17 protein-coding genes are annotated in these 20,215 nt (G+C 66.4%); 10 read left to right on the top strand and 7 right to left on the bottom strand.

What is annotated here, in order from left to right; genetic code table 11:
* Positions 1-136: 136 nt before the first annotated feature.
* The 5 genes from mdoH (at position 137) to hemC (ending at position 5,981) form a co-directional block, all read left to right on the top strand.
* Complete coding sequence (gene mdoH / locus IFT58_RS06435) at positions 137-2,044, top strand: glucans biosynthesis glucosyltransferase MdoH (protein ID WP_192094227.1); 1,908 nt, start codon at positions 137-139, stop codon at positions 2,042-2,044.
* A 39-nt stretch (positions 2,045-2,083) separates the two neighbouring features.
* On the top strand, positions 2,084-2,743 hold the full coding sequence (locus IFT58_RS06430) for an alpha/beta hydrolase (RefSeq protein ID WP_192080788.1): 660 nt from the start codon (positions 2,084-2,086) through the stop codon (positions 2,741-2,743).
* 3 nt (positions 2,744-2,746) lie between these two features.
* Positions 2,747-3,790, top strand: a complete 1,044-nt coding sequence (locus tag IFT58_RS06425; protein WP_249405610.1) for a sensor histidine kinase — start codon at positions 2,747-2,749, stop codon at positions 3,788-3,790.
* Complete coding sequence (locus tag IFT58_RS06420) at positions 3,759-4,544, top strand: LytTR family DNA-binding domain-containing protein (RefSeq protein WP_192080789.1); 786 nt, start codon at positions 3,759-3,761, stop codon at positions 4,542-4,544. The genes IFT58_RS06425 and IFT58_RS06420 overlap by 32 nt, the downstream gene beginning before the upstream one ends.
* 525 nt (positions 4,545-5,069) lie before the next feature.
* Entirely contained in the window at positions 5,070-5,981 is a 912-nt protein-coding gene (gene hemC, locus IFT58_RS06415) for a hydroxymethylbilane synthase (protein ID WP_192080790.1), read from the top strand.
* Between the two features lie 392 nt (positions 5,982-6,373).
* Here the strand turns inward: hemC and IFT58_RS06410 are convergent, their stop codons facing one another.
* A complete protein-coding gene (locus IFT58_RS06410) occupies positions 6,374-7,150 on the bottom strand; it encodes a DUF481 domain-containing protein (RefSeq protein WP_188325081.1) in 777 nt (258 codons plus the stop codon).
* Positions 7,151-7,287: 137 nt separating this feature from the next.
* A complete protein-coding gene (locus IFT58_RS06405; protein WP_249405608.1) occupies positions 7,288-7,911 on the bottom strand; it encodes a hypothetical protein in 624 nt (207 codons plus the stop codon).
* Positions 7,912-8,025: 114 nt separating this feature from the next.
* Between IFT58_RS06405 and IFT58_RS06400 the strand changes: the two genes are divergently transcribed.
* Positions 8,026-8,991 (top strand): YafY family protein, encoded by a 966-nt coding sequence (locus IFT58_RS06400; protein ID WP_188325079.1) that lies wholly within the window; start codon positions 8,026-8,028, stop codon positions 8,989-8,991.
* Between the two features lie 25 nt (positions 8,992-9,016).
* On the top strand, positions 9,017-9,808 hold the full coding sequence (locus IFT58_RS06395; protein WP_192080792.1) for a MetQ/NlpA family ABC transporter substrate-binding protein: 792 nt from the start codon (positions 9,017-9,019) through the stop codon (positions 9,806-9,808).
* A gap of 58 nt (positions 9,809-9,866) precedes the next feature.
* On the opposite strand, the gene glpK is transcribed toward IFT58_RS06395, so the two are convergent.
* From glpK to IFT58_RS06370, 5 genes are all read right to left on the bottom strand, one after another.
* Positions 9,867-11,357, bottom strand: a complete 1,491-nt coding sequence (gene glpK, locus IFT58_RS06390) for a glycerol kinase GlpK (RefSeq protein ID WP_192094225.1) — start codon at positions 11,355-11,357, stop codon at positions 9,867-9,869.
* A gap of 48 nt (positions 11,358-11,405) precedes the next feature.
* Entirely contained in the window at positions 11,406-12,236 is an 831-nt protein-coding gene (locus IFT58_RS06385; RefSeq protein WP_192094224.1) for an MIP/aquaporin family protein, read from the bottom strand.
* Positions 12,233-13,771: a glycerol-3-phosphate dehydrogenase gene (gene glpD / locus IFT58_RS06380; protein ID WP_192094223.1), complete on the bottom strand. Its 1,539-nt coding sequence runs from the start codon at positions 13,769-13,771 to the stop codon at positions 12,233-12,235. The genes IFT58_RS06385 and glpD overlap by 4 nt, the downstream gene beginning before the upstream one ends.
* Before the next feature lie 214 nt (positions 13,772-13,985).
* The gene (locus IFT58_RS06375; RefSeq protein ID WP_192094222.1) at positions 13,986-14,669 is read right to left on the bottom strand and encodes an OmpW family outer membrane protein; all 684 of its coding nucleotides are present in this window, start codon (positions 14,667-14,669) and stop codon (positions 13,986-13,988) included.
* Between the two features lie 255 nt (positions 14,670-14,924).
* On the bottom strand, positions 14,925-15,602 hold the full coding sequence (locus IFT58_RS06370; RefSeq protein ID WP_192080797.1) for an OmpW family outer membrane protein: 678 nt from the start codon (positions 15,600-15,602) through the stop codon (positions 14,925-14,927).
* A gap of 186 nt (positions 15,603-15,788) precedes the next feature.
* On the opposite strand from IFT58_RS06370, the gene IFT58_RS06365 reads away from it, so the two are divergent.
* The 3 genes from IFT58_RS06365 to lpdA all read left to right on the top strand — a co-directional run bounded on the left by IFT58_RS06365 (position 15,789) and on the right by lpdA (position 20,198).
* On the top strand, positions 15,789-16,304 hold the full coding sequence (locus tag IFT58_RS06365) for a DNA-deoxyinosine glycosylase (protein ID WP_192094221.1): 516 nt from the start codon (positions 15,789-15,791) through the stop codon (positions 16,302-16,304).
* Positions 16,305-16,545: 241 nt separating this feature from the next.
* Positions 16,546-18,276 (top strand): dihydrolipoyllysine-residue acetyltransferase, encoded by a 1,731-nt coding sequence (gene aceF, locus IFT58_RS06360; protein WP_192094220.1) that lies wholly within the window; start codon positions 16,546-16,548, stop codon positions 18,274-18,276.
* Positions 18,277-18,383: 107 nt separating this feature from the next.
* Positions 18,384-20,198, top strand: a complete 1,815-nt coding sequence (gene lpdA, locus IFT58_RS06355; RefSeq protein ID WP_192094219.1) for a dihydrolipoyl dehydrogenase — start codon at positions 18,384-18,386, stop codon at positions 20,196-20,198.
* Positions 20,199-20,215: the final 17 nt, after the last annotated feature.

Here is a 20,215-nt window from a genome sequence, read left to right as displayed (position 1 = left end):
GAGCGTTCGTGGGTTCCTGTAAAGAGAGCAAGCATCTGCGGGCCCTGGGCAATGTCGTGCGCGACGCTGACGTGTACGGTGCTGCGCCCTGCGCTGACCGTGCACCTGGACTGCGCGTTGACGCGAGGTAACCTGGATGAGTGAGACCCTTGATAGCGTCAGGCTGGATGCAGGCCTGGCGACGCTGCCGGGTGGTTCGCCCTTGCCGATGCCTGAGCAGGAACTGCATCAGGGCGAGTTGAAGATCCGTCGTCACCGCACATCGCCCCGGCTGATCGGCCTGCGCCGTGCCTACCTGTTCGGTGGCACCGCGCTGATGACCTCAGCGGCCACGATCATGATGTGGCGGGTGCTCTCCCCGAACGGGGTGAGCGTGCTGGAGGCCTGCCTGTTGGTCCTGTTCGTCGGCTTGTTCGGTTGGATCGCGCTGGCGTTCGCCAGTGCCGTCGCCGGGTTCCTGACCGCCGTGTTCGATCGGGGCTACCGGCTCGGCATTGATCCGGACGAGCCGCTGCCTGAGCTGCACACGCGCACCGCGCTGCTGATGCCCACCTACAACGAAGATCCGCGCCGCCTGCTGGCTGGCCTGCAGGCGATCTACGAATCGGTGGAAGCGACCGGCCAGATCGCCAACTTCGATTTCTTCGTGCTCAGTGATACCCGTCGCGAAGACATTTCGCATGCCGAAGAGCAGGTGTTCGCTGAACTGCGGGAGGCGCTGGGCGCGCACGACCACCTGTTCTACCGCCGTCGTGCCGACAACAGCGGACGCAAGGCCGGCAATATCGCCGACTGGGTACGCCGCTTCGGCGGCAACTATCCGCAGATGCTGATCCTGGATGCGGACAGCCTGATGACCGGTGACACCATCGTGCGCCTGGCCGCCGGCATGGAGCACAACCCGGACGTGGGCATCATCCAGACCCTGCCCGTAGTGGTCGGTGGCCGGACCCTGTTTTCGCGGATGCAGCAGTTCGGTGGCCGCGTGTACGGCCCGGTTATCGCGCGTGGCGTGGCGTGGTGGCACGGCGCGGAAAGCAATTACTGGGGCCACAACGCGATCATCCGCACCGTGGCCTTCGCCGAGAACGCCGGCCTGCCCGCCCTGCCGGGTCACGAACCGTTTGGCGGCCACGTTCTCAGCCATGACTTCGTCGAGGCGGCGCTGATGCGTCGCGGTGGCTGGGCGGCGCACATGGTGCCGTATCTGAAAGGCAGCTACGAAGAAGGCCCGCCCACCCTGACCGACATGATGGTGCGCGACCGTCGCTGGTGCCAGGGCAACCTGCAGCACGGCAAGATCGTCGGCAGCCGCGGCCTGCACTGGATCAGCCGCGTGCACATGCTGATCGGCATCGGCCACTATTTCACCGCCCCGATGTGGGGGATGCTGATGCTGATCGGCATCGCCATCCCGTTGTTCCAGGAAGGCATCGATCTCAACGGGGTGCTGCATCTTTCCCCCAGCACCTATTGGCGCACGCAGGACGAGATCCATGTCGTGCGGCTGTTCGCCGCCACCATGGCGGTGCTGTTGATGCCCAAGGTGCTCGGCTACCTGGCCACCTTGTTGGAACCGGGCGATCGCCGTGGCTGCGGTGGCACGGTCCGCATGTTCATCGCGATGCTGCTGGAAACCGTGCTGGCCGCCCTGATGGCGCCGGTGGTGATGTACGTGCAGTCCCGCGGTGTCGCCGAAGTGCTGTCAGGCCGGGATTCCGGCTGGGACGCGCAACAGCGTGACGATGGCGGCGTGGACTGGTTCGCGCTGATCAAGGCCTACGGTGGCCTCAGCCTGTTTGGTGCGTTCATGGGCCTGCTGGCCTGGGCCGTGTCGCCGGCACTGGCCGCGTGGATGGCCCCCGTGGTGATCGGCATGATGCTGTCCATCCCGGTGGTGGCGTTGACGTCCTCCCGTGGGCCGGGCAGCTGGCTGCGCCGGCTGCGGCTGATGGACATCCCCGAAGAGCGCGATCCGCCGCAGGTGCTGGTGCGCGCCGCGCAGCTGCGTCGCGAGGCGATGGAAAAGCCGCGGCTGTACTGAGTCGCGCATAATGCGGCCTCGTATTGAAGGAGCCGCAACATGCTGCAGACGGTGGAACAGGAAACCGGCGCATCACCCCAGTGGTCGATCATCTGGCTGCACGGGCTGGGCGCAGATGGCCATGATTTCGCGCCGATCGTGCCCGAGCTGGTACGTCCGGGCTGGCCCGCGCTGCGCTTTGTGTTCCCGCATGCCCCGGTGCGCCCGATCACCATCAACAACGGCGTGCCGATGCGCGGGTGGTATGACATCGTCGGCATGGATTTCCGCTCGCGGGCGGACATGGACGGCGTACGCGCATCGGTGGTTGAACTCGATGCGCTGATCGATCGGGAGATCGAGCGCGGCGTACCGGCCGAGCACATCTTCCTGGCGGGTTTCTCGCAGGGCGGCGCCGTGATCCTGACCGCGGCCCTGCAGCGTACCGCGCCGCTGGCCGGCTTGATCGCGCTGTCGACGTACCTGCCTGAAGCCGAGACGGCCCGTCGTGCTGACAATGCGGTCCAGGTGCCGGTATTCATGGCCCATGGCACGCAGGACCCGGTTATCCCCCTGCAGATCGCCGAACACAGCGCCGCCGCCGTGCGCGCGATGGGGCTGGAGCTGCAATGGCAGTCTTACGCGATGGCCCACCAGGTCTGCGCGGAAGAACTCACTGCCTTGGGCGACTGGCTGCAAGTACGGCTGCAGGCCGCCTGAGTCATGAACGCGCCCGCCGCCACGCCCTGGATGCCCGAGCTGTGCCGGCTGCCGCGGCTGGCGGCGATGTGTGGGCTGGCGCTGCTGGTGGTGGTGGTGTTGGCGCTGGCACCCGACGGCAGCCGCCACTGGAGCATGGCGCGGCTGGTGTCCGCCAGTGGTTTTGCGCTGTGGCTGGCATTGGCGGTCAGTGGGGCGTTGTGCGTGCTGCGCCGCGTGCTTTCGCGGTTGCCTCCGGTGGCCGGATCGTTAGCCGCCATCGGCCTGACGGCGGTGATTGCCGTGCTCGGCGCGGGCATCATCCATGCGTTGTACGCCGTACTCGGCGACAGCTTTACCCGCGGCATCGGGTTCTGGCGTTTCACCTTGGGCAGTGCGGCCACCACGGCGCTGATCAGCGCCGTGGCGCTGCGCTATTTCTACGTCAGTGATCGCTGGGCGGCGCAGGTGCAGGCCAAGGCCCGCGCCGAGGCCGATGCGTTGCAGGCACGGATCCGCCCGCATTTCCTGTTCAACAGCATGAACCTGATCGCCAGCCTGGTGCGCCGCGACCCGGTGGTCGCCGAGCGTGCTGTGCTTGATCTATCCGACCTGTTCCGCGCTGCCCTGGGTGCCGGCGACGGCGATTCCACGCTGCAGGGCGAGTGCGAGCTGGCCGAACGCTACCTCTCCATCGAAACGCTGCGCCTGGGGGATCGGCTGCAGGTACGCTGGCAGCGTCCGGACGACCTGCCCTGGCAGCATCCTATGCCGCGTCTGGTGCTGCAGCCCCTGGTGGAAAACGCCGTATTGCACGGCATCTCGCGGCTGCCGGAAGGGGGCGCGATTGAACTGGACATTGCCTGCGCGGAGGGGCTGCTGCAGATACTGATCCGCAACCCGGCGCCGGACCCGGATGCGCCGTCGCTGGCACTGACCCAGGGCGCCGGCCATGCCCTGCACAACATCGCCCACCGGCTGGCCTGGCGCTTCGGTGCCGGGGCGCGGATGACGGCGGGTTGGAGCGGGGGCTACTATGAATGCCGCATCACCATACCGGTCCGTTGATTCCGGTCCACCAGAGGGGAGCCACGTGAGGGTAGTGATCGCCGATGACGAGCCGCTGGCGCGTGAGCGCCTGCAGTCGCTGCTGGCCGAGCTTCCCGGTGTTTCGGTGGTGGCCGAGGCGGCCAACGGTGAGCAGGCCCTGCATGCCTGCGCGGAACTACAGCCGGACCTGGTGCTGTTGGATATCGCCATGCCCGGCCTGGACGGGCTGGAGACGGCGCGCCACCTGGCCACCTTCGAGCCACGACCGGCCGTAGTGTTCTGCACGGCCTACGACGCGCATGCGCTGTCCGCCTTCGAGGCCGCGGCAATTGATTACCTGATGAAGCCGGTGCGGCCCGAACGGCTGGCGTCGGCGGTGGAGCGTGCGCGTGTCTTCCTGGCCGGCCGGGGCGAGTCGCAGGGCAACGGCGATGGCCGCGCCCGCACCGTGCTCTGTGCACGGCTGCGCGGCGGCCTGCGGTTGATTCCGGTGGAAGACATCCACTACCTGCAGGCGGAAGAAAAGTACGTCGTGGTGCATCACGCGCGGGGCGAAGACCTGATCGAGGAATCGCTCAAATCGCTGGAGGAAGAGTTCGCCAGCCGCTTCATCCGCATCCACCGCAACTGCCTGGTCGCCCGCCACGAGTTGATCGAGCTGCGCCGCGGCGTAGCCGGCCAGGTGCAGGCGGTGCTGCGGCATGGCAAGCAACCGCTGGAAGTGAGCCGACGCTGCGTGGCGACCCTGCGCCAGGACCTGCGTCACCTGTAAGAACGTCAACGTCAACGTCAAGGTCAAAAGCGAAGGCTGCAGGGCTGCTTGTTGGCAGGGCGGGGTGGCTTCGCGGGGGACGGCAAAATCCGCATCCTGCGTGCCTCGTTTCGCGCCATCCATGGCGCTCAACGCCCCCGCCAACCCACCCCGCCCCGCCTTCGACAGGTCCATGGTGGCTGCGGAACCTGTCGGGGCATGTGGAACGGTAGCGCCGACCCATGGTCGGCGGAATGTTTCCGCCAACCCCCCGCTGCGCTCGCCGACCATGGGTCGGCGCTACCGCTTTTCTTCTTTTTTTCATACGCGGCGGGCGGCCACGGAATCTGTCAGGGGGCCGGGCGGTGGGACGGGGCGGGGGCGTCGAGCGCCATGGATGGCGCGAAACGAGGCACGCAGGACGCAGTTTTTGCCGTCCCCCGCGCCGCCCCACCGCCCGGCCCCAAGCACGTAACCTGCTGTCAGAGCCAGCCGCGAGGGGGTCACACCCGTTCGCCCCATTTCCCGATGCGCGATAATGACGGCATGGAAACCCTTCGCATCGCTACCCGCAAAAGCCCGCTCGCCCTGTGGCAGAGCGAACACGTCGCCGAGCGCCTGCAGGCCGCCCATCCCGGCCTGCACGTCGAACTGATACCCATGAGTACCCGCGGCGATGAAGTGCTGGATCGCTCGCTGGCGGCCATCGGCGGCAAGGGCCTGTTCCTGAAAGAACTGGAGTTGGCCATCCTGCGCGGTGAAGCCGACTGCGCGGTGCACTCGCTGAAGGATGTGCCGATGGAACTCGATGCGCCGTTCGTGCTGCCGGCGATCCTGCCACGGCATGATCCCGCCGATGGCTTCGTCTCCAATCTGTACGCATCGCTGGATGCGCTGCCGCTGGGCGCACGCGTCGGCACGTCGTCGCTGCGCCGCCAGGCCCAGTTGCGCGCATTGCGCCCGGATCTGGAGCTGCTGGACCTGCGCGGCAACGTCAATACGCGGTTGGCCAAGCTCGACAACGGCGGCTACGACGCAATCGTGCTGGCGGTAGCAGGGCTGGAACGGCTGGGGCTGGGGCAGCGCATCATGGCGCGGCTGACGGCACCGCAGTGGTTGCCTGCGCCTGCGCAGGGCGCGGTGGCGGTGGAGTGTGATGGCGGCAAGCCGGCGGTGATGCAGCTGTTCGCAGCGCTGGACGATGCCACCACGCGCAGCTGCGTCGAGGCCGAGCGGGCGATGAACCGCGCGCTGCACGGCAGTTGCCATGTGCCGGTGGCGGCCATTGCCGTGTGGCAGGGCGACGATCTGCATCTGCAGGGGCTGGTCGGCGGTGTGGCCGATGGCCGCGCAGTGCGCGCCGAGGCCGTGGGCCCGGGCGCCGACCCCGAGGCGTTGGGACAGCAGGTAGCGCAGATGCTGCTCGATGGCGGCGCAGGCGAACTGCTAGCGGTGTGATGTGGCGGGTCGCGCGATGTGCCCGGGTCGTGTGATGCCCTCGGGTCGCGCGATGTGCCCGGGTCATGTGATGCCCCGGCCGCGCAATGCGCCGGTAGAGCCGACTTCAGTCGGCTGCTTCTGCCGCGCTGGAAATACCGATCCGCACGCATGCCGCGCTTCGCGCTCGCCGAGCATGGCTCGGCGCTACCGGGAACACCGATCCGCACGCAGGCCGCGCTTCGCGCTCGCCGAGCATGGCTCGGCGCTACCGGGAACACCGGTCCGCACGCAGCCCGCGCTTCGCGCTCGCCGAGCGTGGCTCGGCGCTACCGGGAACACCGATCTGCACGCATGCCGCGCTTCGCGCTCGCCGAGCATGGCTCGGCGCTACCCGAAATCGCAGGCGGGGCTTACTTGAACTTGTAGACCACGTTCATCGTGGTCAGCGTGTCGGTCTTCTGCTTGTCGATGCCGACGTCGCTGTTGTGGCGCGCCTGCCATGCTGCCTTCAGCGCCAAGTGTTCGTTCATGCTGACCGACACGCCGAAATCGTTCTGCGCGAAGGTGTTGTACGAACCCGATTCCACCAGCAGCGTGTTGACCAGGTCGGTATTCGGGGTCAGCGAATACTTGATGTCGAAGAAGCCGCGGCCGATCAGGCCCGTGCGGGTTTCATCGTCTTCGGTGCTGTGGGTGCGACGCACACCGGGGCCGATCTGTGCATCCAGCGAGAAGCGGTCGTTGCCCCACAGACGGGTGCCGTAACCCAGACCGAACGAGCTCTGCCGGTCGTAGGTGGCGAAGTCGTCGCGCTCGTAACGCACCGTCGCGGTGATCTGCCGGTGTTCGCCCAGCTGCAACGCGCTGCCGGCACTGCCGGTATAGCGGTTGGCGGTGGTGTTGCTCACCTTGGTTTCGGTGCCATCGTCACTGGTCTGGATCGACTCGGAGCGCGAACGCAGGCCGAACAGGTCCATGCTGTGCACCCAGTCGTCGTCGGTGTAACGCAGGCGCAGCCGGCCATTGGCGCTTTCGGTGGTGCTGTTGCCACGTGCGGACGCGAAGCCCAGTTCGCCGCCACTGCCGCTCCACGGGGAGGTCATCGCCGCCAGTTCGGCGGGATCCTGGGCGAATGCCGCAGGGGCGACCAGCAACAGGGGAAACAGCAGGTAAACACGCAGGGACATCAGGATTCTCCGGGGGGCGGGCGTGGAACGCAGGGCGTGATGATAACGTCAACCCGCGCGCGTCTCGACCGCAGTCCAACGCGTGCTTCAGTCAGCGTTTCTGCTGTCGCCCATTCAGTGCTTGAACCCACCCGACGTCAGGGCAGGGGCACCTGCAGCGTGGAATCGTCCAGGCGCGAATAGCGCAGCGTGATCCGGTAGGGCTGGTCCTTGTTGAAACCATCGCGCTGCACCTGCCGCGGCAGGCCATCGGCGCCGATCCAGTACTGCAGGGTCTCGCCGCTACCCGTCGGCCCCTCCACCCGGTACAGGCGCGTGGCCGTGCCGTCGATATCGGCCGTACCGCCCGCTTCGACCGTCAGCCCCTGCAGGCCCGCCTCGGAAGGCAGCGGACTGCGCCACTGCTGCAGCAGGCCGTCGGGAACCGGCACCTGTTCGATGCGGCCCTCGGACTGCAGGAAGAAGGTGTTGCCGATGATCGTCTGCACGCCGCCGGGCCCTTCCAGCCGGTAGCGATCCGGGGCGACGAAGTCCATGGTGGTATGCACCACCTGGCCGGCCTGCGCGCCGTGCAGACGCATCTCAGCGTGGAAGCTGCGCAGCGCAGCAAACCGCTGGCTCGCCCGCAGCACGGCCTGTGCCGGGTCCGCATCCACCGCAGGCGCCTGGGCCGGCGCGGCGGGCACGGCGCCCGGGAGCGCAGCATCGGCAGGCGGCGAGCGCTGCTCACAGCCACTGAGCAGCAGCAGGGCGGCTGCCAAGGACGCGATGAGGGGGAGCGGAGCGCGCATACGGGGCCGACCGGGGCGTGGGGGACCGACACGATAGCCGATCATGGCCGCCACAACGGCCGCGACTCGGACATAATCGGAGCCATGGACCGATACGAACGCATCACTGCCCTGCATCGTCTGCTGAAGTCTGCCCGCTACCCGGTGACGGTGGCCACGCTGCAGGACAAGCTTGGCTGTTCCCGCGCGACTGTTTACCGCGACCTGGCGTTCCTGCGCGACGCCTTGATGGCGCCGATCGAAGGTGACGGCGAAGCGGGCTTCCGCTACATGGCCGATGAAAGCGACCGGTTCGAGCTGCCCGGGTTGTGGCTCAGTTCGGAAGAACTGCATGCGCTGCTGGCCTCGCAGCACCTGCTGGCGCGTACCGGCGGCGGCGTCCTGTCGTCGGTGCTGGCCCCGCTGCAGCAGCGGATAGAGGGCCTGCTTGCCGCCCAGGCCGGCGTATCCACGTGGCCGGTGGACCGGGTGCGGGTGATTCCGCACCGGGTACGCAAGTTCGATGAAGGCAGCTTCCGCAGCGTGGCCTCGGCGGTACTGGAACGCAGGCAGCTGGCCTTTGAGTACCGCGCCCGCTCCACGGACCAGCCGACTCGCCGCATCGTATCGCCGCAGCGGCTGACCCACTATCGCGACAACTGGTACCTGGATGCCTGGGACCACGACCGCGAGGCGCTGCGCAGCTTCGCCGTGGACCGCATCAACAAGGCGCGGGTCGTGGATGCACCGGCCACCGATGTCGACGACGACGAGCTGGACGCCCAGCTGGGTGCCAGTTATGGCATCTTTTCCGGCGCGCCGAAGGGCTGGGCGACGATCCTTTTCAGCGCCAAGGCCGCCCGCTGGGTGGCCGACGAGCATTGGCACGCCAACCAGCAGGGCCGTTACCTGGCCGACGGACGCTATGAGCTGAAAGTGCCGTACAGCGTTTCCCGCGAATTGTTGATGGATGTGCTGCACTATGGGTCCGATGCCGAGATCATCGAACCGGTGATGTTGCGCGAACAGGCCAAGAGCCTGTTGGCGCTGGCACTCAGCAACTACGAATGACCCTCCCCCCGAGATACCGCATACGATGAAGAAGACCCTGTTGTTGTCCCTTGTCGCCGCGTTGGCCCTGAGTGCCTGTGGCAAATCCGGCGATGCGTCGCAGAAGCTGGTGGTGGCCGCGACGGCCGTGCCGCACGCGGAAATTCTGGACGTAGTGAAGCCGATGCTGAAAGAGCAGGGCGTGGAGCTGGACGTGCGGGTGTTCAACGACTACGTGCAGCCGAACGACCAGCTGGTGCAGAAGCAGGTGGACGTCAATTACTTCCAGACCGAGCCCTACCTCGATGCCTACAACCGCGACCGCAAGACCGACCTGGTCACCGTGGTCGGCGTGCACATCGAGCCGTTCGGTGCCTATTCGCGCAAGGTGAAGTCGCTGGACGAACTGCGTGATGGTGCCGACGTGGTGATTCCGAACGACCCCAGCAACAACAGCCGTGCGCTGATCCTGCTGCACAACGCCGGCGTTATCCAGTTGAAGGATCCGAAAAACGCGCTGGCGACCCAGCGTGACATCACCGCGAACCCGAAGCACCTCAAGTTCCGCGAGCTCGATTCGGCGATGTTGCCGCGGGTGCTGGACCAGGTGGATCTGGCGTTGATCAACACCAACTACGCGCTGGATGCGGGTCTGAACCCGACCCAGGATGCGTTGGCGATCGAGAGCAAGGATTCGCCCTACGTGAACTTCCTTGTCGCGCGCGCCGACAACAAGGACGACGCCCGCGTGCAGAAGCTGGCAGCGGCGCTGACCAGCCCGCAGGTGAAGGAATTCATCGCGCAGAAGTACAAGGGCGCCGTCCTGCCGGCGTTCTGATCGCACCATCGCCGCTGCGTGCGCCGAGCAGGGCTCGGCGCATGCGCGGCATCCGCCGTTACCAGGCCAGGGTCGCGTTGACGGCCCGCTGCCAACCGGCATACAGCGCTTCACGGCGCTGCGGATCCAGCGTCGGTTCGAAGCGCCGGTCCACCCCCCACAGCGCGGCGATCTGCTCTCTGCTTTCCCAGAATCCGGTGGCAAGGCCTGCCAGGTAGGCCGCACCCAGTGCCGTCGTCTCTGCCACCTGGGGCCGCAGCACGGGCACACCGAGCATGTCGCTCTGGAACTGCGCCATGAAGTCATTGGCGATGGCACCCCCATCGGCGCGCAGCTCCTTCAGCTCGATGCCGGCATCGGCCTGCATCGCAGCCAGTACGTCACGTGTCTGGTAGGCCATCGATTCCACCGCAGCACGGATGAAATGTTCCTTGGTGGTGCCGCGGGTAACGCCGAACATGGCGCCGCGTACGTCGCTTCGCCAGTACGGTGCACCGAGGCCGACGAACGCGGGCACCAGATACACCCCACCCGTGTCTGGCACGCGTTCGGCATACGCTTGGCAATCACCGGACTTGCCGAACATGCGCAGCCCGTCGCGCAGCCACTGCACCACTGATCCGGCGACGAAGATAGACCCTTCGAGCGCGTATTCGACCTGGCCATCGACGTTCCAGGCGATGGTCGTCAGCAGGCCATTGCGCGATGCCACCGCCTTGTTGCCGGTGTGCATCAGCATGAAACAGCCGGTGCCGTAGGTGTTCTTGGCCATGCCCGGTTCGAAGCAGGCCTGGCCGAACAGGGCGGCCTGCTGGTCGCCCGCGATGCCGGCGATGGGGATCTGCCGATCAAAGAAGAACTGCGCACGGCTGTGGCCGTAGATTTCGCTGCTGCCGCGCACCTCCGGCAGCATGGCCCGCGGGATGTCCAGCAGCGCCAGCAGTTCGTCATCCCAGCACAGTGCGTGGATGTCGAACAACAGTGTGCGGGCGGCGTTGGTCATGTCGGTCACGTGCACCGCGCCGCCGGTGAGGTTCCAGATCAGCCAGCTGTCGATGGTGCCGAACAACAGTTCACCGCGTTCGGCACGTGCCTGGGCGCCCTCTACATGGTCCAGGATCCAGCGGATCTTGGTCGCTGAAAAATAGGCATCCACCAGCAGCCCCGTTTTCGCGCGGATCATCGGCTCGTGGCCTTCGGCTTTCAGGCGCTCGCAGATCGCCTCACTCTGGCGCGACTGCCAGACCACCGCATTGTGGATCGGTTGCCCCGTTGCCTTGTCCCATACGACGGTGGTTTCGCGCTGGTTGGTGATGCCGATGCCGGCGATGCGGCGCGGGTCGATCTGCTGGCGATTGAGCAGCTCGGTGATGGTGGTATAGACACTGGTGAGGATCTCGCGCGGATCGTGTTCGACCCATCCCGGCTGCGGGAAAATCTGCGCGAATTCGCGCTGTGCCGAACCGGCGATGCGCCCTTGGCGGTCGAACAGAATGGCACGCGAGCTGGTGGTGCCCTGATCGATGGCGAGGATGAAATCAGCTTCCATGGCAGGCTTCCTGGTCGAGGCGCGGGAATGGGCGAGGGTGTGCTGGTTTCATTGTGCGCTGCTGTCCGTGCCGACGCCGTGCGCGTCGCTGGCGCGCTGGCGCGCGGGCAGGAACGGCAGGATCAGGCACTGGTAAGCCGCCCCACCGACCGCGCCGCCGGCCAGCGGGCCCAGGATCGGGATCCACCAGTAGTGATCTTCGGCAGGCAACGCGGCGGCGCCCCAGCCGTTCAACCACGCGAACACACGCGGGCCGAAATCGCGCGCGGGGTTGATGGCCCAGCCCTCCAGATAGCCCATTGAGGCCCCGATGCAGGCGACCAGCAGGCCGATCATCAGCGCACCGCTGTTGGCGCCCGGAGCGGCCTCGTTGTAACGCTCGGTGATGGCGAAGATGGCGAACACGAGCAGGGCGGTGAGGATGACCTGGTTGCTCAGCGCATGCAGGGGCGTGACGGCCAGTCCGGGTGCGGTGAAGAAGACGCCGGCCGCGCCCCCCTCCGCACGAGTGAGGCCGTGCAGCGCGTTGTAATGGTCGATCACCGGCGCGTACAGCAGGTAGACGATCGCCGCGCCGACCATCGCGCCCAGCACCTGCGCTGCCCAGTACGGCAGCACGCGCGACCAGGGAAAACCGCGGTAGAGGGCCAATGCGAGGGTGACCGCGGGATTGGCGTGGGTGCCGGAAATGGACGCGGTGGTGTAGATCGCCAGGCTCACGGCAAGCCCCCAGGTGATGCACAGCCCCCAGTAGGCGTTCTGATACGGGCTGGGATCGTACAGCAGGTACATCGCGGCGGCCGAACAGCCGATGCTGATGATGATCGCCACCGCAACGGCTTCGGAAATCAGTTCGCCGATCAACGGTTGTCGGGTCATGGTGTGCTCCTTGTCGTCGGGCTGGGGACGTCGAAGCGAGGGGCGGGTGTGGGGTCGCGCGCCACGCGGGCGGCCAGCCACTGCGCCACGTCGTGCTGCTGCACGGCATCCAGCGACAGCCCGAGCAGCGTGCGTCGCCACAGCAGATCGTCCACGTGGCGGACCCACTCATGCAGATACAGGTACTCGACCTCGGCTTCATGCAGATCCGCACCAAAGTGCGTGCCGAGCGCTTCCAGTGATTCCGCGTTGCCGAGGATGCGTGCCGCGCGGCTGCCATAGCTGCGCGCCCAGCGTGCAGCCAAAGGCGCAGGCAGCCACGGCCAGCGGGTGGCCAACCAGTGCCTCACCTGGGCCGGTGTGCCAAGGTCGCCGCCAGGCAGCACGGGCCCCTCTGCGGTCCATGCCGGCGCATTCGAACCGGCTTCGTGCACCAGCAGGTCCACCGCCTCTTCGGCCAAGCGGCGGAACGTGGTCAGCTTGCCGCCCAGCACGTTGAGCAGGGGAGCGCCCTCGACATCCAGGTCCAGGCGATAGTCACGCGTCACTGCACTGGCAGCGGCATGCGCATCATCCAGCAGGGGCCGCACACCGCTGAAACTCCACAGGACATCGTCTGCACCGATCTGCCGCCGGAAGCTGCGGTTGACCGCCGCGCACAGGTAGTCACGCTGCGCCGGGTCTATCCGCACACGCGCCGGATCTTCGTCGAAATCGACGTCGGTGGTGCCGATAAGGCTGAAGCGGTCTTCGAACGGAACGACGAACACGATGCGCCCGTCCGGCTGCTGCAGCAGGTACGCATGGCCATGGTCATGCAGCGCAGGCACCACGATATGGCTGCCCTGCACCAGCCGTAGCGGCGTGCTGCGACTGAGGCTGATGTCCTCGGTGAAGCGCGAGGCCCAAGGGCCGGTGGCATTGACCAGCATGCGGGCCTGCACGCTATGCAGCTGACCGCGCTCGTCGCGAAGATCGACGCACCATCCACTGGGTTCGCGCCAGGCCTGCAGGCAGGTGGTGCGGGTCCAGATGCACGCCCCGCGTTCGTGGGCATCCAGCGCGTTCAGTACGACAAGCCGTGCGTCGGCGACCTGCGCGTCGGCATACAGGAAGCCCCGGGTGACGCTGTCGCGAAGCGGCGCGCCGAGGGCAGTGCCGCGCAGAGGGACGCGCCGCGACCGTGGCAACGTCTCCCCGCGCGGAGCCAGACGGTCATACACCATCAACCCCAGGCGGATCATCCACGCAGGACGCAGGTGCGGCTCGTGGGGCAGCACGAAGGGCAGGGGATGGACCAGATGCGGCGCGAGCCGCATCAGCACCTGGCGTTCGGCCAGCGCCTTGCGGACCATGCCGAATGCGCGGTGTTCGAGGTAACGCAGGCCGCCATGGATCAGCTTCGAGCTGGCACTGGAGGTGTGGGCCGCCAGATCGTGCTGTTCGCACAGCGCCACCTTCAGTCCGCGGCCGGCAGCGTCACGGGCAATGCCCACGCCATTTATGCCACCGCCCACCACCAGCACATCGAACATGATCGGGTGACCTTGCCTGCGCTCCGCCTTGGTGGTGCGAGCCTAACGCACCGGCGGTGGCAGAAACCTCCCATCCGATGGCCAAGGCCTGTACGCGGTGCGCATACGCGTGAGCGTGGCGCATGTGGTCCGGTGCCCTTGACGCGTCATGCCGCAGAAACGACAACGGGCCCCGAAAGGCCCGTTGCGTTGCGACGCTGTCTGGCAGGGAGGCTTAGAAGCGTGCGCCGATGCCGAAGCCGACGGTCCACGGATCCATCTTGGCCTTGCGGCCGCTGTCCACGCCGCTCTCGGTGACCTTCGATCGGGCATTCAGGTAGCGCGCATCAGCGCGGGCGAACCAGGTGGAGTTGATGTTCATGTCGACGCCGACGGTGCCCATCGCACCCTTGGCGGTCTCCAGGCCGACGTGGCCGACAGCACCCGGCACGGCGAGCTTTTCATTGCTGTAGTTCGATTCGAAGTAGCCCACGCCCACGAATGGACGGAACACGTTGTCGGCCTGACCGAAGTGGTACTGGCCGCTCAATGCGATCGGCTGCTGCTGCAGCGTACCGATGCGCGTGCCGGCCGGACCCTTCACGGTGTTGTCGAACTTGTCGGCAGCACCCCACAGTTCAACGGCCCAATTGTCATTGACGTAATAGCTGAGGCTGATGGTCGGCGCCGAGCCGCCATCCGTCTTCTGCGAAACGCCCTTGACGGCGTCATTCTTCGGCTGCAGCAGCGCAATGCCACCGACGACGGCGAAGTGCTTGCCGGACGCGGTTTCATTGGCGGCGACAGCGTCGGTGCCGGCCGGGCGCTCCACCGTGGTCGACGGGCTCTGGGCAAACGCCGCAGGGGCCAGAGCGGCGCTGATCAGCAGGGACAGCGGCAGGGTGGTAATGGATCGCATGGGGTAGCTCCTGAATCTGGAAGTGGGTGAGCCCCCTTCTGCGGGGCGCGGCGAAAACGGTAAGCCGCGCAACATGAATCGATTCCAAGGAGGATTAAATTTTCGTTCCCCGTGCCCCATGCAGGGGTCAAAGCCGTTGCGCTGCAGGGCTTTTGATATATGACGTATATGGCTATGCGTCGTGGGCCACATCTCAGAAACGACAACGGACCCCGAAGGGTCCGTTGCGTTGTGACGCTTTACTACCGGAGGTGCTTAGAAGCGTGCGCCGATGCCGAAGCCGACGGTCCACGGATCCAGCTTGGCGTCCGCGCCGGTGCCCTGACCGCCCACCTTCACTTCCGGACGGGAGTGCATGTAACGCGCATCCGCACGGGCAAACCAAGTGGAATTGATGTTCATGTCAACGCCGACGGTGCCGATGGCGCCCTTGGCGGTTTCCAGCCCGATGTGCTGGGTGACGCCCGGTGCGACCAGGTCTTCATTGCTGAAGTTCGACTCGTAGTAACCCACGCCCACGAACGGACGGAACACGTTGTCCGCCAGGCCGAAGTGGTACTGGCCGCTCAGCGCGATCGGCTGCTGTTCGACCGTGCCCAGGCGTTCGTTGCCGACGCCGCGCACGCGGTGGTTGAACTTGTCGGCTGCGCCCCACAGTTCAACGGCCCAGTTATCGTTGATGTAGTAGCTCAGGCTCAGGGTCGGCGCCGGGCCACCATCGAACTTGCGGATGCCGTCGATCGGGTCATTCTTCGGCTGCAGCAGGGCGACACCGCCGACGACGGCGAAATGCTTGCCCGACGCAGTGTCGGTGCCCGTGGTGTAGCTGCTGTCTGCCGGTGCAGCCGTGGTGGTGTAGTCCTGCGCGAACGCGGCCGGTGCAAAAGCGGCGCTGGTCAGCAGGGACAGGGTCAGGATATTGATCTTACGCATGGGGGTATCTCCTTCGATTACTGTTACAAGGCCCCCGTGGCGGGGTGGGCATCAACGTATTCCTCCGCACATGAATCAATTCCTACGGACGTTAAAAAATAGTTGGATGCGTTCAGCCAAGTCGCGTACAGCCTTGCAAACTCCGTGTTTTCGGCAGTCAAGTCAGTTCATGCAGATGGTGGAAATGTGATTGAAATCGACGTCTGTACCGGCCTGTCCGCGCAGATCGGGGCGGATTGCCGGGTGCTGGTGCTCGGCTCGATGCCCGGTGTAGCGTCCCTGCGCCAGGCGCAGTACTACGCCCATCCACGCAACCGTTTCTGGCCCTTGATGGCGCTGTTGGCGGGTGTCGAGCCCTCCGCGCCCTACCCGCAGAGGCTGCAGCAGCTGCACAAAGCTGGCATCGGCGTGTGGGATGTGATCGGGGAGTGTCGACGCCGGGGCAGCCTGGATGCGGACATCGTGCGCGGCAGTGAAGTGCCCAACGCGCTGGGGCCGGCGGTGGCGGCACTGCGCGATCTGCGGTTGATCGCGTGCAACGGCGCTGCGGCCCATCGCGCGTTCCTGCGCTTCATCGTGCCGGTCGGTGGGAATCCGCAGGTGCCGGTGTTGGCCTTGCCATCGACCAGTCCCGCCAATGCGGGCGCCTCGCTGGGCGCACTGCAGCAGGCCTGGCAGCCCGTGGCCGACGCTCTGCGGTAGCGCGGCTTGGCCCAGGCGAGCATCGAAAACGACGACGTCAGGGCATTGGTCGACTGGCTCGATGCGGACAATACGCCACCGACTGGTGGCGCCGTGCGGCGCGTCGCTGCAACACAACGGCGCAGGCACAACAGCGTGTCCCGGGACAGTGCGGACTGAAAACGCCATCAACGGTTGGCGAGGGGGGCGTGCTGGCCGCACAATAGAGGATTCCCTACACCAGATTGCCGGAGTTATCCCCATGGCCGAAATCAAGGAAGCCCTCGTCCCCGATATCGGTGACTACAGCGATATCCCGGTAATCGAGGTGCTGGTCGCCGTCGGCGACACGGTCAAGAAGGACCAGGGACTGGTCACGCTCGAAAGTGACAAGGCCACGATGGAAGTCCCCTCGTCGGTGGCCGGTGTCGTCAAGGAAATCAAGGTGAAGGTCGGCGACAACCTGTCCGAGGGCAAGGTCGTGGCGCTGATCGAAGTGGCGGAAGGCGATACCGCCCCGGCTGCCAAGGCCGCCCCTGCACAGGCCGCTGCCGCGCCGGCGCCGGCCAAGAGCGCTGCCCCGGCCGCTGCTGAAAGCGCGCAGGCCGCTGCGCCCGCACCCGCTGCCAGCGGTGGTGCCGTTGAAGCGCTGGTGCCGGACATTGGTGATTATTCGGATATCCCGGTCATCGAGATCCTGGTGGCCGTGGGCGATACGGTGAAGAAGGACCAGGGCCTGGTGACGCTGGAAAGCGACAAGGCGACGATGGAAGTCCCGTCGTCGGTCGCCGGTGTGGTCAAGGAAATCAAGGTCAAGGTCGGCGACAACCTGTCGCAGGGCAAGGTCGTGGCGATCATCGAAGCCGAAGGCGCTGCCAGCGCTGCACCGGCTCCGACCCAGGCCAATGCCGCCGCCAACGAAGCCGCCGAAACCGCCACCAAGGTGGAGCCGGTGGCTGTGCAGGCAGAGCCGGACAAGCTGGCCCAGCGGGAAATGGCCAGCGCGCCGTCTGCCGGTGCGCCGACCAGCCCGCCGGTGCAGTTCAATGCCGACAGTGTGCTGCCGGCCAAGGTGCCTTATGCCACCCCGGCGGTACGCGTGTTCGCCCGTGAACTGGGTGTGGACCTGCTGCAGATCAGCGGCACCGAGAAGGGTGGGCGCATCACCAAGGGCGACGTGCAGAAGTTCGTCAAGGCCGCGTTGACCGGCGGTACTGCTGCCGGCGCCACTGCACCGGCCGCCGCCGGTGGTGGGCTGAACCTGCTGCCCTGGCCGAAGGTCGACTTCAGCAAGTTCGGCGAGGTTGAAGTCCAGCCGCTGTCGCGCATCAAGAAGATCTCCGGCGCGAACCTGGCCCGCAACTGGGCGATGATCCCGCATGTCACCCAGTTCGAGCAGGCCGACATCACCGATCTGGAAGCTCTGCGCGTGGCCCTGAACAAGGAAAACGAGAAGGCCGGCATCAAGCTGACCATGCTCGCCTTCCTGGTCAAGGCCAGTGCTGCGGCGCTGAAGAAATTCCCGGAGTTCAACGCCTCGCTGGATGCCAGCGGCGAGAACCTGACCCTGAAGAAGTACTTCAACATCGGTTTCGCCGCTGACACCCCGAACGGCCTGGTCGTGCCGGTGGTGCGTGACGTCGACAAGAAGGGTGTGGTGCAGATCGCGCAGGAATCCGGCGAACTGGCCAAGAAGGCCCGCGACGGCAAGCTCGGCCCGGCCGACATGAGCGGTGGCTGCTTCTCGATCAGCTCGCTGGGCGGCATCGGTGGCACGGCGTTCACCCCGATCGTCAACGCGCCGGAAGTGGCCATCCTGGGCGTGTCCAAGTCGTCGATCCAGCCGGTCTGGAACGGCAAGGAGTTCGCGCCCAAGCTGATGCTGCCGCTGTCGCTGAGCTACGACCACCGCGTCATCGATGGCGCACTGGCCGCACGCTTCACCACGTACCTGTCGCAGGTGCTGGCCGACATGCGCCGCGTGCTGCTCTGATCGAGCCCGCAAGCCCCCTCCGTGTGGCCGCCGCGATGCGCGCGGCCGCGTGACGAACTGCAGCAGACGCCCGCCGGCCTTCCCGCGCGGGCATGAAGGAAACCACCATGGCCACGATTGAAGTCAAGGTTCCCGACATCGGCGATTACAGCGATGTGCCGGTGATCGAAATACTGGTCGCCGTTGGCGACACGGTGAAGAAAGACCAGGGCCTGCTTACCCTGGAGTCGGACAAGGCGACGCTGGAAGTGCCGTCCTCGGCCGCTGGCGTAGTCAAGGACATCAAGGTCAAGCTGGGCGACACGCTGTCTGAAGGCGCGATCGTGGTCGTGCTGGACGCCGAAGGCGAGGGCGCAGCCCCCGCTGCACCGGCCAAGGCCGCCGCACCCGCCGCCGTCGCCGCACCGAACAGCAAGCCGCCGGTGACGCCGTCGCATCGTGCGCCGGCCGAGCCGACTGCACCGAAGCCGGCCCTGTCCTCGGGCAAGGCCGCCGACATCGAATGCGCCATGGTCGTGCTGGGCTCCGGCCCCGGCGGCTACACGGCCGCCTTCCGCGCGGCCGATGTCGGCCTGGATACGGTGCTGGTCGAGCGCTACACCAGCCTGGGCGGTGTCTGCCTCAACGTGGGCTGCATTCCGTCGAAGGCGCTGCTGCACGCGGCTGCGGTGATCGATGAAGTCGCCCACGCCGGTGATTTCGGTGTCGAGTTCGGCGCCCCGAAGATCACCCTCGACAAGCTGCGCCAGTACAAGGAAAAGGTCGTCGGCCAGCTGACCAAGGGCCTGGCCGGCATGGCCAAGCAGCGCAAGGTGCGCACCGTGCAGGGCGTGGGCCGCTTCGTGTCGGCCAACGAGCTGCTGATCACTGCCGAAGACGGCAGCACGCAGTTGCTGCGTTTCCAGCAGTGCATCATCGCGGCCGGCTCGCAGGCAGTGAAGCTGCCGAACTTCCCGTGGGACGACCCGCGCGTGATGGACTCCACCGACGCGCTGGAACTGGCCGAGGTGCCGGGCTCGCTGCTGGTCGTGGGCGGCGGCATCATCGGCCTGGAAATGGCCACGGTGTATGCCGCACTGGGCAGCAAGGTCACCGTGGTCGAGTTCATGGACCAGCTGATGCCGGGTGCCGACAAGGATCTGGTGAAGCCGCTGGCCGACCGCTTGAAGAAGCAGGGTGTCGAGGTCCATCTGAAGACCAAGGCGTCTGGCGTCAGCGCCGACAAGACCGGCATCACCGTGACCTTCGATGCGGCCGCAGAGGGTGAGACGCCCGCGCTGCAGAAGGGCACCTTCGACCGCGTACTGGTGGCCGTGGGTCGTTCGCCGAATGGCGGCAAGATCGATGCCGACAAGGCCGGTGTGCAGGTGTCTGACCGGGGCTTCATTCCGGTGGACCGGCAGATGCGCACCAATGTGCCGCACATCTTCGCCATCGGCGACATCGTCGGCAACCCGATGCTGGCGCACAAGGCCACGCACGAAGGCAAGCTGGCGGCGGAAGTGGCTGCCGGCCACAAGAAGGAATGGGTCGCGCGGGTGATTCCGTCGGTGGCTTACACCAATCCGGAAATCGCGTGGGTGGGTGTGACCGAGACCGAAGCCAAGGCCAAGGGCCTGAAGGTCGGCGTAGCGAAATTCCCGTGGGCCGCCAGCGGGCGGGCCATCGGCATCGGCCGCACCGAGGGCTTCACCAAGCTGATCTTCGACGAAGAGACCCATCGGATCATCGGCGGCGCCATCGTCGGCGTGCATGCGGGCGACCTGCTGGCGGAAATCGGCCTGGCCATCGAGATGGGTGCGGAAGCCGAGGACATCGGCCACACCATCCATGCGCATCCGACGCTCAGCGAATCGGTCGCGATGGCATCGGAAATCTACGACGGCACGATCACCGATCTGTACATGCCGAAGAAGAAGTAACGTTCGTTGCTGCGCGA

Source organism: Stenotrophomonas sp. CFBP 13718 (assembly GCF_014842145.1).
Lineage (GTDB): Bacteria > Pseudomonadota > Gammaproteobacteria > Xanthomonadales > Xanthomonadaceae > Stenotrophomonas.
The sequence above is the reverse complement of the archived record's forward strand: the minus strand, read 5'-3'. Positions and strand labels throughout refer to the sequence as shown.

What these genes read in the sequence shown, in the direction of transcription:
- mdoH (WP_192094227.1), top strand. Translation starts at nt 137, where the DNA reads ATGAGTGAGACCCTTGATAGCGTCAGGCTGGATGCAGGCCTGGCGACG.
- IFT58_RS06430 (WP_192080788.1), top strand. Translation starts at nt 2,084, where the DNA reads ATGCTGCAGACGGTGGAACAGGAAACCGGCGCATCACCCCAGTGGTCG.
- IFT58_RS06425 (WP_249405610.1), top strand. Translation starts at nt 2,747, where the DNA reads ATGAACGCGCCCGCCGCCACGCCCTGGATGCCCGAGCTGTGCCGGCTG.
- IFT58_RS06420 (WP_192080789.1), top strand. Translation starts at nt 3,759, where the DNA reads ATGAATGCCGCATCACCATACCGGTCCGTTGATTCCGGTCCACCAGAG.
- hemC (WP_192080790.1), top strand. Translation starts at nt 5,070, where the DNA reads ATGGAAACCCTTCGCATCGCTACCCGCAAAAGCCCGCTCGCCCTGTGG.
- IFT58_RS06410 (WP_188325081.1), bottom strand. Translation starts at nt 7,150, where the DNA reads ATGTCCCTGCGTGTTTACCTGCTGTTTCCCCTGTTGCTGGTCGCCCCT.
- IFT58_RS06400 (WP_188325079.1), top strand. Translation starts at nt 8,026, where the DNA reads ATGGACCGATACGAACGCATCACTGCCCTGCATCGTCTGCTGAAGTCT.
- IFT58_RS06395 (WP_192080792.1), top strand. Translation starts at nt 9,017, where the DNA reads ATGAAGAAGACCCTGTTGTTGTCCCTTGTCGCCGCGTTGGCCCTGAGT.
- glpK (WP_192094225.1), bottom strand. Translation starts at nt 11,357, where the DNA reads ATGGAAGCTGATTTCATCCTCGCCATCGATCAGGGCACCACCAGCTCG.
- IFT58_RS06385 (WP_192094224.1), bottom strand. Translation starts at nt 12,236, where the DNA reads ATGACCCGACAACCGTTGATCGGCGAACTGATTTCCGAAGCCGTTGCG.
- glpD (WP_192094223.1), bottom strand. Translation starts at nt 13,771, where the DNA reads ATGTTCGATGTGCTGGTGGTGGGCGGTGGCATAAATGGCGTGGGCATT.
- IFT58_RS06375 (WP_192094222.1), bottom strand. Translation starts at nt 14,669, where the DNA reads ATGCGATCCATTACCACCCTGCCGCTGTCCCTGCTGATCAGCGCCGCT.
- IFT58_RS06370 (WP_192080797.1), bottom strand. Translation starts at nt 15,602, where the DNA reads ATGCGTAAGATCAATATCCTGACCCTGTCCCTGCTGACCAGCGCCGCT.
- aceF (WP_192094220.1), top strand. Translation starts at nt 16,546, where the DNA reads ATGGCCGAAATCAAGGAAGCCCTCGTCCCCGATATCGGTGACTACAGC.
- lpdA (WP_192094219.1), top strand. Translation starts at nt 18,384, where the DNA reads ATGGCCACGATTGAAGTCAAGGTTCCCGACATCGGCGATTACAGCGAT.